Genomic DNA, 16,948 nt, shown 5'->3' on the forward strand with positions numbered 1-16,948 from the left:
CTAATGAAAAAGAAGATCTTATTGCCGACAGATTTTTCTAAAAATGCATGGAATGCTATAAGCTACGCTATTGAACTTTACAAGAATGAGGAATGCGATTTCTATGTACTCAATGTATTTAATGCCACCGGTTATGCTTTAGAAAGTATGATGATTCCTGAACCGGGAGAAAAAAAATATGATGAAGCCAAGGAAAAGTCAGAAAAAGGGTTAGGTAAAATTTTAGAACGACTTTCTTTTAGGGATGATTATCCACTTCATAATTTTTTTATGGTCTCTCAATTTAACAGTTTATTAGAAGCTATAAAAGATCTAGTTGATAAACAAGACATAGAAATGGTTATTATGGGAACCAAAGGAGCTACCAATGCCAGCGATGTTGTCTATGGTAGTAATACCGTTTTGGTTATGGAAAAAGTTAGAAACTGCCCAGTTATGGCAATTCCAGAAGATGTCATCTATACAGAACCAAAAGAAATTGTATTCCCTACCGATTACAAAATGCAGGTTAAACGAAGAGAGTTACAATATCTCATCGAAATTGCAAAAATCACTAATGCAGCTGTATGCTTTTTATACGTTTCTAATGATGATACATTGGATGATGAACAAGCAAATAATCAAAAATTATTAAAAGAATACTTTGACCATATACCGCACACATTTCACATCTTGCGCAATGTGGATGTAAAAGGAGGTCTAAGCGCTTTCGTAGAAAGCAGAAATAGCGACATGATCACTTTTATAAACAGAAAACATAGTTTCTTCGGAAGTATATTTTCAAGCCCCATGGTTAAAGACCTAGGATACCATTCTAGAGTACCAGTATTAGCGCTTCACGATATTAAAAATTAAATCTACTAGTTATGAAAAGTACAGGAGTATGGATGGATAAGGAAAAAGCTTATATCATCGACATAAAAGAAAATGATGAAGACATGACCACGATTTTTTCTGAAATAGAAGATTATCGTATTCACGGAGGCTCAGGAACTCGGTTTAAAGGAGGCCCTCAAGATGTAGTTCATGATAGCAAATATCTGGAACGCGAAAAGAATCAATTCAAAGCATATTTTAAAAAAATAATACCTCATATAAAAAATGCAGACACGATTGTAATTTATGGCCCCGCAGAAGCCGGTGAAAAATTCAATAAAGAATTAACAGAAAATTACAAAGATATCGGCAAGAGAGTTAAAGCTGTTCTCAAAGCCGACAGTATGACCGAGAATCAAACAAAATCTTTGATCCGTGAATATTTCAAATAAGTTGTAATTAGATATCTAGTCCAACAAATGATAATATTCGCTTTATAAATTTAAAAAATAAAACCATGGCAAGCGAAATAAACATAGTAAACAAAGATCTTAGAGATATCCATTTTGACACCCTAGAATCAAAGTCTAGCCTACAGTTTATTGACGATGAAGTGTTATTCATCAATCAATTACTACATTCTTATGTTTTTGAACCTACTACTCCTAATCTTTTTGAACGATTGCAAGAATTCAAACAAGAGATAAATAACGTAAAAAAAGAGATAGAAGAATTAAATGAAGAAATCCGAAAACACGAAAGTGAACTAGGTGGTATGCTCGAATGTGATACGATTTCTTGTGATCATTATTACTATGAAGAACATAAGTCGTTAAAAAATCGTTTTAATGCGTTTTACAGAAACTTTAGAAAACTAAAATCAGAAGTATTTAGCTATGCGGGTGGAATTCTAAAAAACAATAAAAAATAACCAACAAACTGATAATTGTCATTTTTTTAAGCACGATAAGCCTCTATTTTTAGAACACTTAAAGTAAACACTAATAATTAAAACCTAAACAAAATGTCTATAATTAAATTTAACAGAAACAGGTTTCCTTGGTTTAATGATACCATATCTAATTGGATGGATACTGATAATTTCTTTGCAGATGATTTTTTTGTCAAAAACAGAAATTTGCCAGCAATGAATGTAAAAGAACATAAGGATGATTTTGAAATTGAACTAGCAGTTCCGGGGTTTTCAAAAAAAGATATTGAAGTAACCATGGAAGATGATGTATTACACATCTGTGCAGAAAAAAGTACGGAAGATGTAGAAGAAGATAAAGAGTACACTAGAAAAGAGTTCAGTTATAGCTCTTTTGATAGAAAGTTACAATTACCTAATAGTGTAGATCAAAATGAAGCAGTGAAAGCTACATATGAAAATGGAGTTCTTACGCTAAATCTATTAAAAAAAGAAGAAGCGAAAGAACAACCTAAAAAAGTAATTGAGATAGAATAATCTCAGTTTATTAGCAGAAAATAATTTTGGGGAAGTTATTTTCTGCTTTATTCATATGTGTTAATACTATAAAATAAATACAGCACTATTTCTAACAGCCTTCATAGCGTTTATATCTGATTCTAAAATAAACCATAAAATGCGAACAGATGAAATCGAAAAAACCAAATATCAAATATATAGAATGGAAAAGCCCGGAAGAGTTGCACGAGGCTTCTCTTAATTGGATCTCTGAGCTAAAATTTATTAAGGATGAGCAGCATTTTTTAGAGGAACTTATAGAAAACTACACCATACAATTAATCTCAGGAAAAACTTTTGAAAAAAGCAGTGAAATAGTTAATGAACTGGCACTTAATAGAAAACAAATTAATCCTTTGCTAAAAAAAGTAATAAGACACTTCAATGAACTTACCATATTAGTAGATGGTATTGATCAGCCAAAAGAAGAAAAAAAATACAAAGAAAATCATCAGGAATTATTAGTAGAAGTAAGTACATATTTTGAAAGTTATAAAGAAACCAAAAGAAGAATTTTTGACCTTATTAAAGCTATCGTCAAAAAAGGTAAACAAAAACGTTTATTGAATTAGATATACAGACTTTTGATACCAATACTAAAAAAAATACTGTTCATTCTTATAGTTCTGTTTCTAGGATTCTGGGCTTGGTATGAATATACGTATTCTATGGATACAGTAATACCTTTTGAGGTTAATGATCCAAGGGCCAAAACAAAAGTTTTAATTGCTTCTCAAGGGAGTAAGTTTAAGGATTCTTTAGTACAAGGGATTTTAAGAAGATATGAAAAAGACACCATTTATTTTAAGGTAATAGATGTCTATACATTGTTTACGGTGAATCTTGAAAAATGGGATGCCTTAATATTTATTAACTCCTGGGAGTATGGTAGTCCTCCGAGAAATGTAAAAAAGTTTATAAAGAATCATCCTGATCAATTAGATAAGCTTATCATTTTATCCACTGTAGGCAGTAGTAATATTGCTCTAAAAGATGTTGACGTGATTTCTGGTGAATCTATTATTGAAAAAACATCTCAATACACAGATACTCTAGTAAATAGGCTTAATCAAATAATAAAAAGAAACAATGAATAAACTAAACATATATATCATCTTAATAGTTGCGGGATTTTTAGTGAGCTGCTCGTCTAGTGAGCTTGTCGAAGTATGGAAAAATCCTGAAATTGATAGTTTTGAAGCTAATAAAGTATTGGTGATTGGAATGACTTCTGACACCGATGGGAGAAAAGTATTTGAAAAGAAACTTACCCAAGCACTTAAAAAGAACGGAGTAAAATCAGAAAGAAGTCTTGATTTTTTTGAAAAATCATTTACTAAATCGCCAAAAACCGAAGAAGAGCTACTATCTATTGAGAGTAAACTTCTGGAAGCAGGTTTTGATGCCATTTTGTTATCCAAAGTACTAGCGGTAGAAGAAAAAGTAACTGTGACACAAGCCTATAGAAACTTGGATAAAGACTTCAAAAGTTTTAAAGACGACTATTATCAGAATCAAGAGATCTATTACGAAGACGGGTATTATTCAGCGTATGAAGTCTACCATGCAGAAACATCTTTATATTGCATCTGCCCCGATAAGGAAAGAGAATTAATCTGGAAAGGATCTATAGATATTACAGAGCCTGAAAATGTAAGGAAAGCCGTTGGAGATTATGTAAAAGTATTGATTTGGGCTCTAAAAGGACAAAAACTCTTAATCATTGAAGAAGAAATCAACGATGAAGATATTGATATATAGCGCTAAGGATTTTGAAATCCCTTTTCTAGAAAAAGCAAACAAGGATGTATATCAGATCAAGTATATCCCTGAAAGACTTACTTCCGAAACAGCCATGCTTGCTTTAGGGTTTAATGTTGTATCGATTTTTTCGTCAGATGATGCTTCATCTAAGGTATTGGAACTACTAAAAGACTTTGGTGTTAAGTATATCACATTGCGTTCTGCAGGTTATGACAACATACATCTAAAAACTGCTCAAAAACTAGGGATCAAAGTAGCAAATGTACCAGAATACTCCCCTAATGCTATTGCAGAACATGCAGTGGCCCTATTATTAGCATTGAATCGTAAACTGGTTTTATCTAATGAACAAGTAACTTCTTACAATTTTTCTCTAAGCGATCTTGTAGGATTTGACCTTAATAATAAAACAGTTGGAATCATTGGAACAGGCAAAATCGGAAAGGTCATCGCTAAAATAATGCTTGGATTCGGGTGTAAGGTTATAGCACAGGATATTAATGCAGACAAAGGTTTTGCAAAACAATATGATATCGAGTATGTGACATTACCAAATTTGTGTGAACAATCAGATATTATTATGCTAAGTGTACCTCTTACTTCAGAAACTCATTATATGATTGATGCTGATCTCATTCAGCTAATGAAACGAGAGGTATTTATCATCAATATTGCCAGAGGAGCCGTTGTGAATACTTCGGAAATTGTAGAAGCGCTAAAATGGAATAGAATTACCGCTTACGGAATTGATGTTTATGAATATGAACAGAGTCTATTTTTCTATGATCGTTCCAAAGACAAACCAAATGACACATTATTACAACAATTAATCGATTTACCTAATGTTCTTATTACACCTCATCAAGCTTTTGCAACCAAAGAAGCCTTGACTAATATTGCAGAAACCACCTTTTATAATATTGACTGCTGGCAACAAAATAGAACTCCCGAAAATGAACTTTCTATGGAATTAGTGCGGTAATTTATTTTTCAGTAATCCATAGATAAAAGTACCTACTATTGAGGCTAAAATTACAATAAGAATCGGCAAATATCCTGCGCCTGCCAATACAAACATTGGACCTGGACAAGCTCCTGCCAATGCCCAACCTAATCCAAAAATAATTCCTCCTAAGATATAACGGCTAAAGTTTTTTTCTTTTGGAGCGATTACAATCTTCTCTCCATAAACCGATTTCATTTTAAATCTTTTAATCAATTGAATAACGATAATTCCAAGTCCTACAGCAGATCCAATAATTCCATACATATGAAAAGATGCGAATTGAAACATTTCATAAATCCTGAACCAAGAAGCTGCTTCAGATTTAAATAAAACAATTCCGAAAAAAACACCAATAACTAAATAGATAATTGTACGCATTTTTTAAAATATTAAAGGGAATATTAAATGAACCATCGCTAAACCACCAATAAAAAATCCAACAACAGCAAAAAGAGATGGCAACTGTAAATTACTCAAACCTGAAATCGCATGACCAGAGGTACAACCTCCTGCATAACGAGCACCAAAACCTACCAATAATCCACCTACAATAAGGAATATTAAGCCTTTTGGGTTCGTAAAAACATCTTCAGAAAATAGCATCTCTGGCATATACGCATCGCCTGCACTAGTAAAACCTTTAGTATGAAGATCGTTAACAGTTTCTGGATTAAGATTCACTGCAATATCTTTTGATAAATAGTTTTCAGCGATAAAACCTCCTAAAACAACACCTAAAACCACAACAAGATTCCAGCGTTGTGATTTCCAATCAAATCTAAAAAAATCAGTAGTTTTTCCAGCTCCACAAATAGTGCACATCGTCCTTAAGTTAGAAGACATACCTAGTTTTTTTCCGATCATTAACAACATAAACATTACTAAAGTTATTAATGGTCCTGAAACATACCAAGGCCAAGGTTCATATATCCAATTCATCTGTTTACTAATTTCTTGTAAAGAACCTGTATTTTTCAGAAGAAGTAAGTAACTTTTGTTACACTCAGCATATTATGCTATATAAAAAATGTGATTATAAATGGTAATGTTAAAAAACCTATTTAACCTTACAGGTATTTAACCCGACAATCGAGTATAAAGGACAAAAACTAACAAAACTGGTAAGTGCAAATATCACAGAAAGTCCTAAAAGCACATAACCCAACGTACCTTGTATAACTCCTGTAAAGTACAATGTACCAATCACAACGGCTACTACTATTCTTATAATGCGGTCTAAACCGCCCATATTCTTTTTCATATACTTATATTTTATGTTAAAAAAATTCTATAATTAGCACTACTCCAGCCACAATACCCGAACATATAACACAAACAATCAGTAATTTAAATCCTTTATGTATACGCATACATTATTTTGTTTTTAGGTTTTATCCATCGATACATATCAAACAGCTAACAAATAAGTATCTTGAAATAAATTAACAATTGTTTCTCATAAAAGAGTTGAGTATCATTTTTGACTTTCTCAAATTAGCTTGAAACAAATTTATTTAGGAGAATCAACAAAAGATGTGACAATTGTTACAACTAAGATTGTTTTTATGATGCATACCGAAAAGCTAAGAAATGAACTAGGAAATATAGATATCTATATATTAGATCAACTATTAAAAGAGCGCTATTCACAAAATGATAAAATTCTGGATGCCGGTTGCGGAAGTGGTAGAAATATACATTGGTTTTATAAAAATAGATTTAATGTATATGCGGTAGACAAAGAAATTGAACAGATCGAATACTTGAAACTTGTATATCCGGACTGGAGCGATCAGTTTTGTAGTGCTTCTTTAGAACAATTACCCTACAATGATACTTTTTTTGATCATATTATCTGTAGTGCAGTGTTACATTTTGCTACAAGCACGAATCACTTTAGAACTATGTTTTCAGAACTTATACGTGTATTAAAACCTACAGGAAGTTTATTTATAAGAATGACTTCTGATATTGGAATTGAAAATAAAGTAACTCATCTAAAAGAAGGTGTTTATAGATTAGGTGACGAGTCTGATCGATTTTTACTGACTAAAGATTTGCTATCTCTTATAATGGATGAGCATCAATTATCATTTTTGGAGCCTTTAAAATCTACTAATGTTCATGACCTTAGGTCTATGTCTACTTTAGTACTTCAGAAGAATGGTTAAATAAGATTAATACCATTTCTCACTTAAAATTACCCGCTAAAATTTACTCTTTTTCGTTGATGCTTCAAAATAAAATTTAATCATAGCTAAGGCTATGCTTGCACTTTCTTTTTTGCCTAACCAAAAAATAGCTGTATTTTATTTGTGTAATTTTAAATCAGAACTGGTATAACCTTTATCAATCAGTTCAATAACACCTTGTCTTAAAAGTATAAAGCCTTCTTGTTCTAGTTTTTTGAGTAATCGGGATATCACTTCTCTAGAAGAGCCTAAATCATAAGCGATATGTTGGTGTGTAGTATTTAGTGTATTACGACCTTTTAGCTTAGCCTCTTTTTTTAGATATTCTAATAGCCTTATATCCTTATTAGAAAATGTTAGTATTTCTATGACATTTAATAATTCTTCGAATTTAAGATTAAAAAGATCATAAATAAATTCGTTCCACTTGGGATATTTTTTTGCGATGGCCAGTGCTTTATCTGCTGGGATAATTACTACTTCAGAATCTTCTTCGATAACTGCCTTTACCTTACTTGTTTCATTCTTTATTAAAGTGGTTACAGACATCACACAACTTTCTCCAGGTTTTATATAATATAATAAAACTTCATTTCCATTAGCTTGTTCTTCTTTAAAGACTTTTGCTAGCCCCGAAATAAGTAATGGAATTACCTTTATATACGATCCTTGTTTTAAAATTATTGTTCCAGCGTCAAATGTATGAATACTACTAATCGCAACAAGTTCTGCTTTTAATGCTGGCATTGTTGCCAACTTTGGGAAATACGTATCTAGCGCTTTTGAGATCAATAGGAACTATTTTTTACTAATTTAATCAATAATTTATCTCTATCTCAGACTATCTTTTTGGGTTCTCATTCCAGGCTTTATATCCTCCTTTAAAATCATATATTTTTTTAAAACCTAAAGTAACTAGCAACTTAGCTGCTCGGTGACTTCTCCAACCAGAATAACAATAGATATACACAGGTTTTTCTTTATCTAATTTCTGAAAATCTAGAATAAATTTTTCTTTGTCCGCAACACTAATATTAATTGCATCATCAATATATCCAGCATTATACTCTTTAAGAGTTCGAATATCCACAAGCTGAACATCTTTATGTATTACTTTTTCATTTATCGTATGAATATCTACAATGATAATTTTATCATTCTCTATTGTAGTATTGGATTTTTCATTTCCAGAAATTTGTTGAGAAAAAGCACCGGAAAAACTAAATAATAAAAGAACTAAACACAGAATACATTTTATTAATTTGGAATTTACTAGGTATATCATATTTTATTTTAATGTACTTGGGCATACATAGGCCGTAGTTTCTATTCCAGCTTCTTTCATTGCAGAAAAACCACCTGCAACATCAATAAGATTATGTATACCTCTACTTTTTAATATAGATGCCGCAATTACAGATCTATATCCACCAGCACAGTGTATATAGAATGATTTACCTTCTGGGAAATCGTTCATATAATCATTGATAAAATCCAGTGGTGAGTTATTAGCCGTATCCAGATGTTCTGCAACAAATTCACTTTCTTTTCTTACATCAAAAACTGCTGTCTCTTCTGTATCAAGTTTATTTTTAAGTTCCTTTGCTGTTATTGATGATATTGTATCATACTCTTTCCCTGCGTTTTTCCAGGCTTCTATTCCTCCTTTTAGATATCCTAGTGTTTTATCAAATCCTACACGAGATAATCTGGTAATTGTTTCTTCCTCTTTACCTTCTGGAGTTACCAATAAAATAGGCTGTTCTACATCAGCAATCAAAGCACCTACCCAGGGAGCAAAACCTCCTTGGATTCCAATAAATATAGATCTGGGAATATGTCCTTTTATGTACTCACTTTGATGTCTTACATCCAATACAATCGCGCCTGTTTCATTAGCCAATATTTCGAATTCTTCCGGTGATAATGGTTTAGTTCCTCTTTCTAGGACTTCGTTGATATCTTCATACCCTTCTTTATTCATCTTCACATTTAAAGGGAAATACTGTGGAGGTGGTAATAAACCTTCTGTCACTTCTTTTACAAATTCTTCTTTAGTCATATCAGCACGTAACGCATAATTCATTCGCTTCTGGTTTCCTAAAGTGTCTACGGTTTCTTTCATCATATTTTTACCACAAGCAGAACCTGCTCCGTGCGCTGGATATACGATTACCTCATCGGCCAAAGGCATAATTTTATTCCTCAAACTGTCGAACAATGTTTCAGCTAGTTCTTCCTGTGTCATATGAGCAGCTTTTTGCGCCAAATCAGGGCGTCCTACATCACCTAAAAACAATGTATCTCCACTAAAAATAGCGTGATCTTTACCATTTTTATCTCTTAGCAAATAGGTGGTACTTTCCATCGTATGACCTGGCGTATGTAGTGCTATTATTGTAAGATCTCCTACGATAAACTCCTGTCCATCTGTTGCAATTGTAGCTTCAAAAGATGGATTAGCATTTGGTCCATAAATAATCTCTGCGCCAGTTTCTTTAGCCAGTGTTACATGACCACTTACAAAATCAGCATGAAAATGTGTTTCGAAAATATATTTGATTTTCGCTCCATCATTCTTAGTTCTTTCTATATATGGCTTTACTTCTCTCAGAGGATCTATAATCGCCACCTCTCCCGCACTTTCTATATAATAAGCGCCTTGTGCAAGACATCCTGTATATATTTGTTCTATCTTCATCTGTTTTATTTTCTATTGTACTTCTCATAAATGGAAGTCCACTGTTTCTATTATTGAGCTCCAAAAATACGACTCCTATTATCTTTTTACAGTAACAATTGTTACAAAATACAAAATCAAAATTAAGGTTATGTCAATTCCTTGATAAGTATATAAATCCCCATCCCTAAAACAAACCAACCGAATCCTTTTTTTAGTTTTTCGCCTTCTATAAAATTAGACAGGTACATTCCTATAAAAATTCCGATAATAGAAATTCCTGTAAATACTATTAGAAAACTCCAATCAATAGCTAAATTTCCTATATCTCCTAAAAATCCAATTAATGACTTAATTGCAATAATTAATAATGATGTTGCAACTGCTTTTTTCATGGGTAATCTTGCGAATAAAACCAATGCCGGAATTATTAAAAACCCGCCTCCTGCTCCAACAATTCCGGTTAACGTTCCTACTACAATACCTTCTATTACAATCAATGGATAATTGTAGGATACTGTCTCTTCTTTTTCTGTTGTTTCTTTTCTATTTTTTATCATAGAAATAGAAGCCATTAACATGATGATTGCAAAAAATGCCATGATCCCAATATCTTTGGTAATGGTAAAATCAACTATGGAAAAAAGTTCGTTGGGTATTATAGGAACTAAAAATTTTCTCGTTAAATACACCGCAATAAAAGCAGGAATAGAAAATATAATGGCAGTTCTGAAGCTAATCAATCCTTTTCTTAGGTTGCTAACTGCTCCAACTAAGGCTGAAGATCCTACAACAAATAATGAATACGCGGTGGCAGTAACAGGATTGATATGCATTAGGTACACAAAAACAGGTACTGTAAGTATAGAGCCACCACCACCGATTAAACCTAATACAATCCCTATGGTCAATGCTCCAAAATATCCTAGAACTTCTGTTACTTCCATCAATTATTTTTTGGTAAAAATAATCTCAGGTTAGGGTGGTCACAGTAACATTGGTTACAGAGCTCTTAAAAATTAGAACGATTGTATAAAAAAATTATAATTTATTTTAGATTCCGGTGTGTTATATTGAGCTTGTCGAAATGTAGGCTTGAATATATTTTCAATAGTAATTAAATATATTTCTTTAGTAATAATCAGCTATTGATTTTCAATTTCAGAATGTTACACTGACCCCTTCTCTTGAGGGAAGGTTGGGATGGGTGTTTCTTTAAAAACATCCTCCTCGATCCTCCTTCAAAGGAGGAAGCAGAAACTACAGACACAACGAATTTTAGCTTAAACACTGGATAAAATTTTATTGGATGACTCAGACTGACAACTATAATTCTTAACTAAGAGACATTGTCAAATTTATACCTCAGCTTCAAAGATTTATAATTTCAATACTATTGCGGTTTAGTTTTATCTTTCCTTCTACTTCTAATTTTTTAAGTAATCTGGATATCACCACCCGAGAAGTGTGTAAGTCATAGGCAATTTCCTGATGGGTATTATTCACTACATTTTCATTATTAACTTTGGTTTTATCCTTTAGATATTTCAGTAATCGTTCATCCATTTTTAGAAAAGCAATGCTATCAATGGTTTCAATAGCTTCCATAAGTCGTTTATGGTAACTTTCGAAAACAAAATTTCTCCACGATTTATACTTGGCGGTCCATTCTTCCATTTTTCCGACAGGAATCATAATCAATTTAGCATCCGTTTCTGCAATTGCTTTGATCTCACTTTTATGATGACCGATACAACACGACAATGTCATCGCACAGGTATCTCCTCTTTCCAGAAAGTAAAGTAACAGTTCATCACCATCATGATCTTCTCTTAAAATTTTAATCGCCCCACTAATAATAAGCGGCATCGATTTGATATAACTTCCTGGTTTTATGAGTTCAATACCTTCAGAAACTTCCTTAAACATAGCAACGTTATTAATTTCTTCTAATAGCTCATTTTCAAAAAGATGCCCGTAACTATTCTTAAGTTCTTGAATCATAATTCTTATTACTGTTTTTGATTCTCAAAATATACTGCTAATTGTTGTTTTGCTTCCTGATATCCAACATCGAATATTTTATCCAGATTACCACTGCTAAAAATTCCGTGATTTGCCAGTTCCCTTGGTTGAATGATAAGATCACAGTGCTTAAATTTTGTTTCAGAATTAGGCATCGCACGTAAGTAGTATGCTCGTTGCATCACATTATAGGAATGTTTAAAATCCGAAATTTTAGGCTTTTTTATAGGCGTAACATCGATCCCTATAATTATATCGCACTGTTTCTGTAAGGGCTCTATCGGAAAGTTATCTAAAATCCCTCCATCAGAATATAGCTGTCTGTTTATTTTTACCGGAGAAAACATTCCAGGAAAAGCAGCAGAAGCTAATATCGGTCTTATCAGTTCTCCTGTACTAAAAACCATAGTAGTCCCTTCTACCAGATCCGTAGCTGTTACAAACAATTTTTTCTCCAGACTTTCGAAAGTGTTTTTAGGAAAGTAGGTTATCAGATCATCAAAAAACTTCTCTGAATCCAAAAACCCAGCTTTTTTTCTGGTAAATCTATTTAGTTTAAACAATGGTGTTTTACTAAAAAACTTCTTGATTTCTTCTATAGCATAACCACCGGCGTATAAAGCGCCTACAATGGCTCCTGCACTTGTTCCAGAAACAAAATTGGGATGTATCCCTGCTTCTTCCAGTGCTTTTATAGCTCCTAAATGTGCTACTCCTTTAAATCCTCCTCCGGAGAGTACCAAACCTATATTTTTTGATGCTTCCATTACACTTGTTTTTCTACAAAACCGGACTAAAAATTTTAGCTACTCCTTCTTTTAGCTTTTCTATCCAAGGTCTCTTTACAAAAGTAGCATAGTCTAACTGAATACTCTGTTCACAATCCCTTAAAAAATCATTTTTCAGTTCCATGGCAAACGCATCATCATATACCGCCACATTTACTTCATAATTTTGCTCAAAACTTCTGATATCAAGATTAGCAGTACCTACAGAAGAAACTGTATCATCAGCAACAATCGTTTTGCTATGTACAAAACCATTAGAAAACAAATAAATTTTAACTCCAGCTTGTAATAATCTCTCAAAATAAGATCTTACACACCATCTTACAATACTATTATCTGATTTATCCGAAAGAAGTAGCCTGACTTCTACTCCACTTAATGCAGCTACTTTTAAAGCTTCCAGAATTGCTTCTCCAGGAATGATATATGGATTAGCGATATATACATAATCTTTTGCTTCGTTAATCAATGAAAAATATAATTGCATCGTAGCAGAAAAATCTTCATCCGGACCACTATGAACGGTTTGGGCAGTCATATTACCCACTTTTCTATAGGTTGTAAAATAAGATGGGCTTAAAATATCTTCGTGATTACTGATCAGATACCAATCCATTACAAAAATTGCCTGTAAACTATGTACAACAGGACCTTCTAACTGTAAATGCATATCATGCCAGATTCCTAAATTAGGATCCCCTTTTACGTACTTATCAGAAACATTGATCCCACCGGTAAAAGCTATTTTATTATCTATCACAATAATTTTACGATGATTTCTATAATTTATAGATGATAAAAATTTACCAAACTTAACCGGTAAAAAACTATAGATCTCCACTCCTGCTTTCTGAAGTTTTCGGATATACTTTTTGCTTAAGGATCTGCTACCGATTCCATCATAGAGAATACGGATCTGAACACCTTCTTTTACCTTTTGTTCAAAAAGTTCGAACAGCCCTTCTGCCAAATGGCCATCTTCAAAAATATAATACTGTAGATGAATAAAGTGTTCCGCTTTTTGTAAACTTTCGAATATTGCCTTAAATGTAGCATCACCATTTTTTAGAAGCCTCAGCTGATTTCCTGCGCTAGGTGCAAAACTGCAGTTCATGGTAATGAGCTTGATTAACTTTTCATGTTCCTGATATTCCTCTTCTGTTACAGGTTCGTAATGACTTTCTGCTTTTTCTAAATAGGCAATAATTTCATCGGTTCTTTTTAACTGAAATAGTTTATTTTTTCTTCGGTTTCTTCCTAACAGCAAATAGAACAACATTCCGCCAACAGGAATTGTAAAAATAGCCAGCATCCAAGCCAAGGTTTTGGTGGGACGCATGCCATACAATATAAGTTTAATAACAATTACTATTCCTGCTAAAAAATACAGGATAAGAAAAGCAGCATACAGCATTTTATGACAAATTTTTTAAAGCATCAATTATGCATAATCAGCAACGGAACCCTGGTGCCATAACTTATCTTAGAAGTTTCTGAACCCTGAAAAAAGCGTTCCAAAAAGGTTTCCCTATGGATAAACATAGCGTTCATATCTACATTCATAATTTGTACAAAACTATCGATCGCTAATGGCGTAGGCACATTGGTAATAGAATGAAAGGTATGATTAATATCTTTAAAAAAGTCTTTTAAATGCTTTTTATCATCAAACTCAGCAACGGTAACCGTATCGTCTTCTTTTATTTTTAGGATTCTTAAAGATGCTTTATACTTGACTAATGTATCCATTAAGGGTTCAATGTTCTCCGTACTAAAGTAATCATTATAATCAATAGTATATTGTACGTTTTTTATATTTTCAAAAATATATCCTTGTGGGATCACTAGTACCGGACAATCTACCTTACGTATTACATTAAGCGTATTACTACCAAAAACAACTTCTCTGGCACCTGTAGCCCCATTAGTGCCCATAACGATAAGATCAATATCTTTTGATTTTACTGCTTGTTTAATCGCATCAGTAAAAACATCATAATCCGTACTTGCATGAAAGGTATAATTTTCATGCTCAATTTCTTCTTTTAGCGCCTCTATGAGTGTGCTCAGTTTTTCTTTGGATCCCTGTATAACCGATTGATGGATCGATGTATTGGCTGGTGCAGCCATGAGATCATCCATCATATAATTAGAAGCTTTCTGTACATTCAGTACGTGAAATGTGCAGAGTTCATTCTTAAAGAATTCCAGCGCATAATTAATCGCATTTCTTGCATTTTCTGAAAAGTCGGTAGGAAGCAGGATGTTTTTCATGATCTGATGATTTAATACCATAAAAATACTGTAGCTGCAGTGGAGGAACTATGATATTTGTCAGCTTGGTTTTATAGATATGATGAGAACCTTGGTTGATCCAAAGTAAGCTATTTTGTTCTTGTAACTCCTATTAAATAAAATACAAGTAAAATCGCTAATAATCTTAGAATATATTTTAATCGTCGTTTTATTGAACTTTTTACTAGAAACCAGGGAATAAAACTTATCAAGTTCAAAAAACCGGTTCATTGTATAAGTTTACCAATTAACACTTAAATGAACCATTGTTATTTGTTTAACATCCTTATCGTGAATACAAAAATAAAGGGAAAAAACAGCCTTTTAAATTTATTTTATTAACTTAGAAGCAACAAAAAATTATGAATCACCCCATATCCAGACAAACTCTAGATATGGGGTTATTTGTTTAAAATAATAAATTACTGATAATATGATTACAGAATATCCAAATTATCACCAAGAGAACGCATACAACAATAAAGGCTTTTTTTAAATACCCTGATTGCGATTATGAATGGGGAGAATCATTTGATGAAGCACAAATCAAAAATCTATATAAATGATTAATATTATGGAATAAATAATGAAAATTAATAAGTTATATAATAGTATCGTTTTGTTATTTATCGTTCTAATTGGAACTTTTAGTTTTCTAGATGGTCTTAGTAGTTCTATTGATTTTATAACTTTTCCGATTGCTTTAGGTGGAACTTTAAGTATTGTTATTTTGGTTTTATTAGCTCAATATTATTTAAGAAGAAATAAGATTACATGGCAAGCAAATTCGGGGTCTCCAATGCGATTAAAAAAAATAGGTAAAAAGATTTATTTAACACTATTAGCTATTATTATTGGTTTGTGGATTCCTTTATTTTTAAAAAAAGTTAGTCCTTCTGATGTTTTCATTGATGATAGATTTGTAGAATCTACGGCTGATGGCCTTGTTAGAGGCTTTTTATTTGATGATTTAAAAGCTAATCGAAATGATAAGATAAAGTTTTATTTCACAAGTAAGGATATTGATGATCCTGTCTTTATTGATCTCCATTTAAGTGATAATAAAGAAATCTGTTTTTTCAGTATTCCTGGAGATGAATATTGTCCTTTTAGTGTTGTTATTGATGGGAATAAGAATTTTCAATTAAATCTTATGATTAAGGATACTGAAGGAAATGTTTTATTAGAGATTAATAAAAACAAAGCCATTATTAATAAAAAAAATCTATATACTATTTCATGTAATGATAGAGAATTTGAGGTGAAGGATAATAATAACAATTTAATTTGTCAATTTAGATACCTTGGTAATAATGAGTTTATATTTAGAGGTTTACTAAGTTTTAATGAGCGTTGGATTGTATTTACTGATGATTATATGTATATAGCTAAAGATAGGACAGATTCCGAATTATATAGAAGTTTATCTGATAATTTACCTCGATTAGATGCTTCATTGGACTGGTGTAGATAAAGATAATCATTTAAAGAAAAATATTAAAAACAGAATATTAAAGTTTAATAAACCGATGAAAAAACATATAGATTTTCTAAATGATATATTAAATAATGAATTAGACAAATTGAAAGAAAGTCTATTTTCTAAAAAATTGCCTATTCAAATTTCAAAAGAGGAAAAAGAAAGATTAGAAAATTCTTCAATGGAATTGGATCATTATCAAAGTCACGTTCTAGGTTGTAAATGGGAGAGTGAAAAATTATTTAAAGAACGAATCATTGAATACGCCAATAAAGCCAATGATCAAGATTTTTCAAAAAGACTAGCAATTCAATTTATCAATATTACTTTATTGTTTAATCGCAGAGCTGAAGAAGAAATAAATTTGTATTGGAGTTCGAATCCTAAAAAAATAGAAGTCGTAGATTAAAAGT

At 32.0% G+C, this 16,948-nt stretch carries 22 protein-coding genes; 11 read left to right on the forward strand and 11 right to left on the reverse strand.

Annotated features, from left to right (window positions below; translation table 11 throughout):
* Positions 1-3: 3 nt before the first annotated feature.
* The 8 genes from Q0829_RS06730 to Q0829_RS06765 all read left to right on the forward strand — a co-directional run bounded on the left by Q0829_RS06730 (position 4) and on the right by Q0829_RS06765 (position 5,051).
* On the forward strand, positions 4-855 hold the full coding sequence (locus Q0829_RS06730) for a universal stress protein (protein ID WP_298541388.1): 852 nt from the start codon (positions 4-6) through the stop codon (positions 853-855).
* Between the two features lie 11 nt (positions 856-866).
* Entirely contained in the window at positions 867-1,268 is a 402-nt protein-coding gene (locus tag Q0829_RS06735; protein WP_298541389.1) for a hypothetical protein, read from the forward strand.
* 65 nt (positions 1,269-1,333) lie between these two features.
* A complete protein-coding gene (locus tag Q0829_RS06740; RefSeq protein ID WP_298541391.1) occupies positions 1,334-1,747 on the forward strand; it encodes a hypothetical protein in 414 nt (137 codons plus the stop codon).
* A gap of 93 nt (positions 1,748-1,840) precedes the next feature.
* A complete protein-coding gene (locus Q0829_RS06745; RefSeq protein ID WP_298541392.1) occupies positions 1,841-2,284 on the forward strand; it encodes an Hsp20/alpha crystallin family protein in 444 nt (147 codons plus the stop codon).
* Between the two features lie 149 nt (positions 2,285-2,433).
* The gene (locus Q0829_RS06750; protein ID WP_298541393.1) at positions 2,434-2,877 is read left to right on the forward strand and encodes a hypothetical protein; all 444 of its coding nucleotides are present in this window, start codon (positions 2,434-2,436) and stop codon (positions 2,875-2,877) included.
* Between the two features lie 96 nt (positions 2,878-2,973).
* On the forward strand, positions 2,974-3,402 hold the full coding sequence (locus Q0829_RS06755; RefSeq protein ID WP_298541394.1) for a hypothetical protein: 429 nt from the start codon (positions 2,974-2,976) through the stop codon (positions 3,400-3,402).
* Complete coding sequence (locus Q0829_RS06760) at positions 3,395-4,066, forward strand: hypothetical protein (RefSeq protein WP_298541396.1); 672 nt, start codon at positions 3,395-3,397, stop codon at positions 4,064-4,066. Before Q0829_RS06755 ends, Q0829_RS06760 begins: the two co-directional genes overlap by 8 nt.
* Positions 4,029-5,051 (forward strand): 2-hydroxyacid dehydrogenase, encoded by a 1,023-nt coding sequence (locus Q0829_RS06765; protein WP_366892809.1) that lies wholly within the window; start codon positions 4,029-4,031, stop codon positions 5,049-5,051. The genes Q0829_RS06760 and Q0829_RS06765 overlap by 38 nt, the downstream gene beginning before the upstream one ends.
* Here the strand turns inward: Q0829_RS06765 and Q0829_RS06770 are convergent.
* From Q0829_RS06770 to Q0829_RS06780, 3 genes are all read right to left on the reverse strand, one after another.
* Positions 5,040-5,453, reverse strand: a complete 414-nt coding sequence (locus Q0829_RS06770; protein WP_298541397.1) for a DUF6691 family protein — start codon at positions 5,451-5,453, stop codon at positions 5,040-5,042. The two genes, Q0829_RS06765 and Q0829_RS06770, sit on opposite strands and share 12 nt — an antisense overlap.
* A 3-nt stretch (positions 5,454-5,456) precedes the next feature.
* Positions 5,457-6,014 (reverse strand): YeeE/YedE thiosulfate transporter family protein, encoded by a 558-nt coding sequence (locus tag Q0829_RS06775; protein WP_366892811.1) that lies wholly within the window; start codon positions 6,012-6,014, stop codon positions 5,457-5,459.
* 118 nt (positions 6,015-6,132) lie between these two features.
* Positions 6,133-6,336 (reverse strand): DUF2892 domain-containing protein, encoded by a 204-nt coding sequence (locus tag Q0829_RS06780; protein ID WP_298541398.1) that lies wholly within the window; start codon positions 6,334-6,336, stop codon positions 6,133-6,135.
* Between the two features lie 238 nt (positions 6,337-6,574).
* On the opposite strand from Q0829_RS06780, the gene Q0829_RS06785 reads away from it, so the two are divergent.
* A complete protein-coding gene (locus tag Q0829_RS06785; protein WP_298541399.1) occupies positions 6,575-7,246 on the forward strand; it encodes a bifunctional 2-polyprenyl-6-hydroxyphenol methylase/3-demethylubiquinol 3-O-methyltransferase UbiG in 672 nt (223 codons plus the stop codon).
* Between the two features lie 138 nt (positions 7,247-7,384).
* Here Q0829_RS06785 and Q0829_RS06790 read toward each other — a convergent pair whose 3' ends face one another.
* The 8 genes from Q0829_RS06790 to Q0829_RS06825 all read right to left on the reverse strand — a co-directional run bounded on the left by Q0829_RS06790 (position 7,385) and on the right by Q0829_RS06825 (position 15,034).
* On the reverse strand, positions 7,385-8,059 hold the full coding sequence (locus Q0829_RS06790; protein ID WP_298541401.1) for a Crp/Fnr family transcriptional regulator: 675 nt from the start codon (positions 8,057-8,059) through the stop codon (positions 7,385-7,387).
* Between the two features lie 49 nt (positions 8,060-8,108).
* Positions 8,109-8,552: a rhodanese-like domain-containing protein gene (locus tag Q0829_RS06795; protein WP_298541403.1), complete on the reverse strand. Its 444-nt coding sequence runs from the start codon at positions 8,550-8,552 to the stop codon at positions 8,109-8,111.
* A 3-nt stretch (positions 8,553-8,555) separates the two neighbouring features.
* Positions 8,556-9,968 (reverse strand): rhodanese-like domain-containing protein, encoded by a 1,413-nt coding sequence (locus Q0829_RS06800; RefSeq protein WP_298541404.1) that lies wholly within the window; start codon positions 9,966-9,968, stop codon positions 8,556-8,558.
* Between the two features lie 128 nt (positions 9,969-10,096).
* Entirely contained in the window at positions 10,097-10,894 is a 798-nt protein-coding gene (locus tag Q0829_RS06805; RefSeq protein ID WP_298541406.1) for a sulfite exporter TauE/SafE family protein, read from the reverse strand.
* Positions 10,895-11,318: 424 nt separating this feature from the next.
* A complete protein-coding gene (locus Q0829_RS06810) occupies positions 11,319-11,951 on the reverse strand; it encodes a Crp/Fnr family transcriptional regulator (RefSeq protein ID WP_298541408.1) in 633 nt (210 codons plus the stop codon).
* Positions 11,952-11,959: 8 nt separating this feature from the next.
* Entirely contained in the window at positions 11,960-12,739 is a 780-nt protein-coding gene (locus Q0829_RS06815) for a patatin-like phospholipase family protein (protein ID WP_298541409.1), read from the reverse strand.
* Between the two features lie 13 nt (positions 12,740-12,752).
* Entirely contained in the window at positions 12,753-14,174 is a 1,422-nt protein-coding gene (gene cls, locus Q0829_RS06820; RefSeq protein WP_298541410.1) for a cardiolipin synthase, read from the reverse strand.
* Positions 14,175-14,197: 23 nt separating this feature from the next.
* Positions 14,198-15,034, reverse strand: a complete 837-nt coding sequence (locus Q0829_RS06825; protein ID WP_298541411.1) for a universal stress protein — start codon at positions 15,032-15,034, stop codon at positions 14,198-14,200.
* A 607-nt stretch (positions 15,035-15,641) separates the two neighbouring features.
* On the opposite strand from Q0829_RS06825, the gene Q0829_RS06830 reads away from it, so the two are divergent.
* Both Q0829_RS06830 and Q0829_RS06835 read left to right on the forward strand, forming a co-directional pair.
* Positions 15,642-16,529, forward strand: a complete 888-nt coding sequence (locus tag Q0829_RS06830; RefSeq protein WP_298541412.1) for a hypothetical protein — start codon at positions 15,642-15,644, stop codon at positions 16,527-16,529.
* Entirely contained in the window at positions 16,504-16,944 is a 441-nt protein-coding gene (locus Q0829_RS06835; RefSeq protein WP_298541413.1) for a hypothetical protein, read from the forward strand. Before Q0829_RS06830 ends, Q0829_RS06835 begins: the two co-directional genes overlap by 26 nt.
* The last annotated feature ends 4 nt before the right edge of the window (positions 16,945-16,948 follow it).

The sequence above is a fragment of the uncultured Aquimarina sp. genome, assembly GCF_947492405.1.
GTDB lineage: Bacteria > Bacteroidota > Bacteroidia > Flavobacteriales > Flavobacteriaceae > Aquimarina.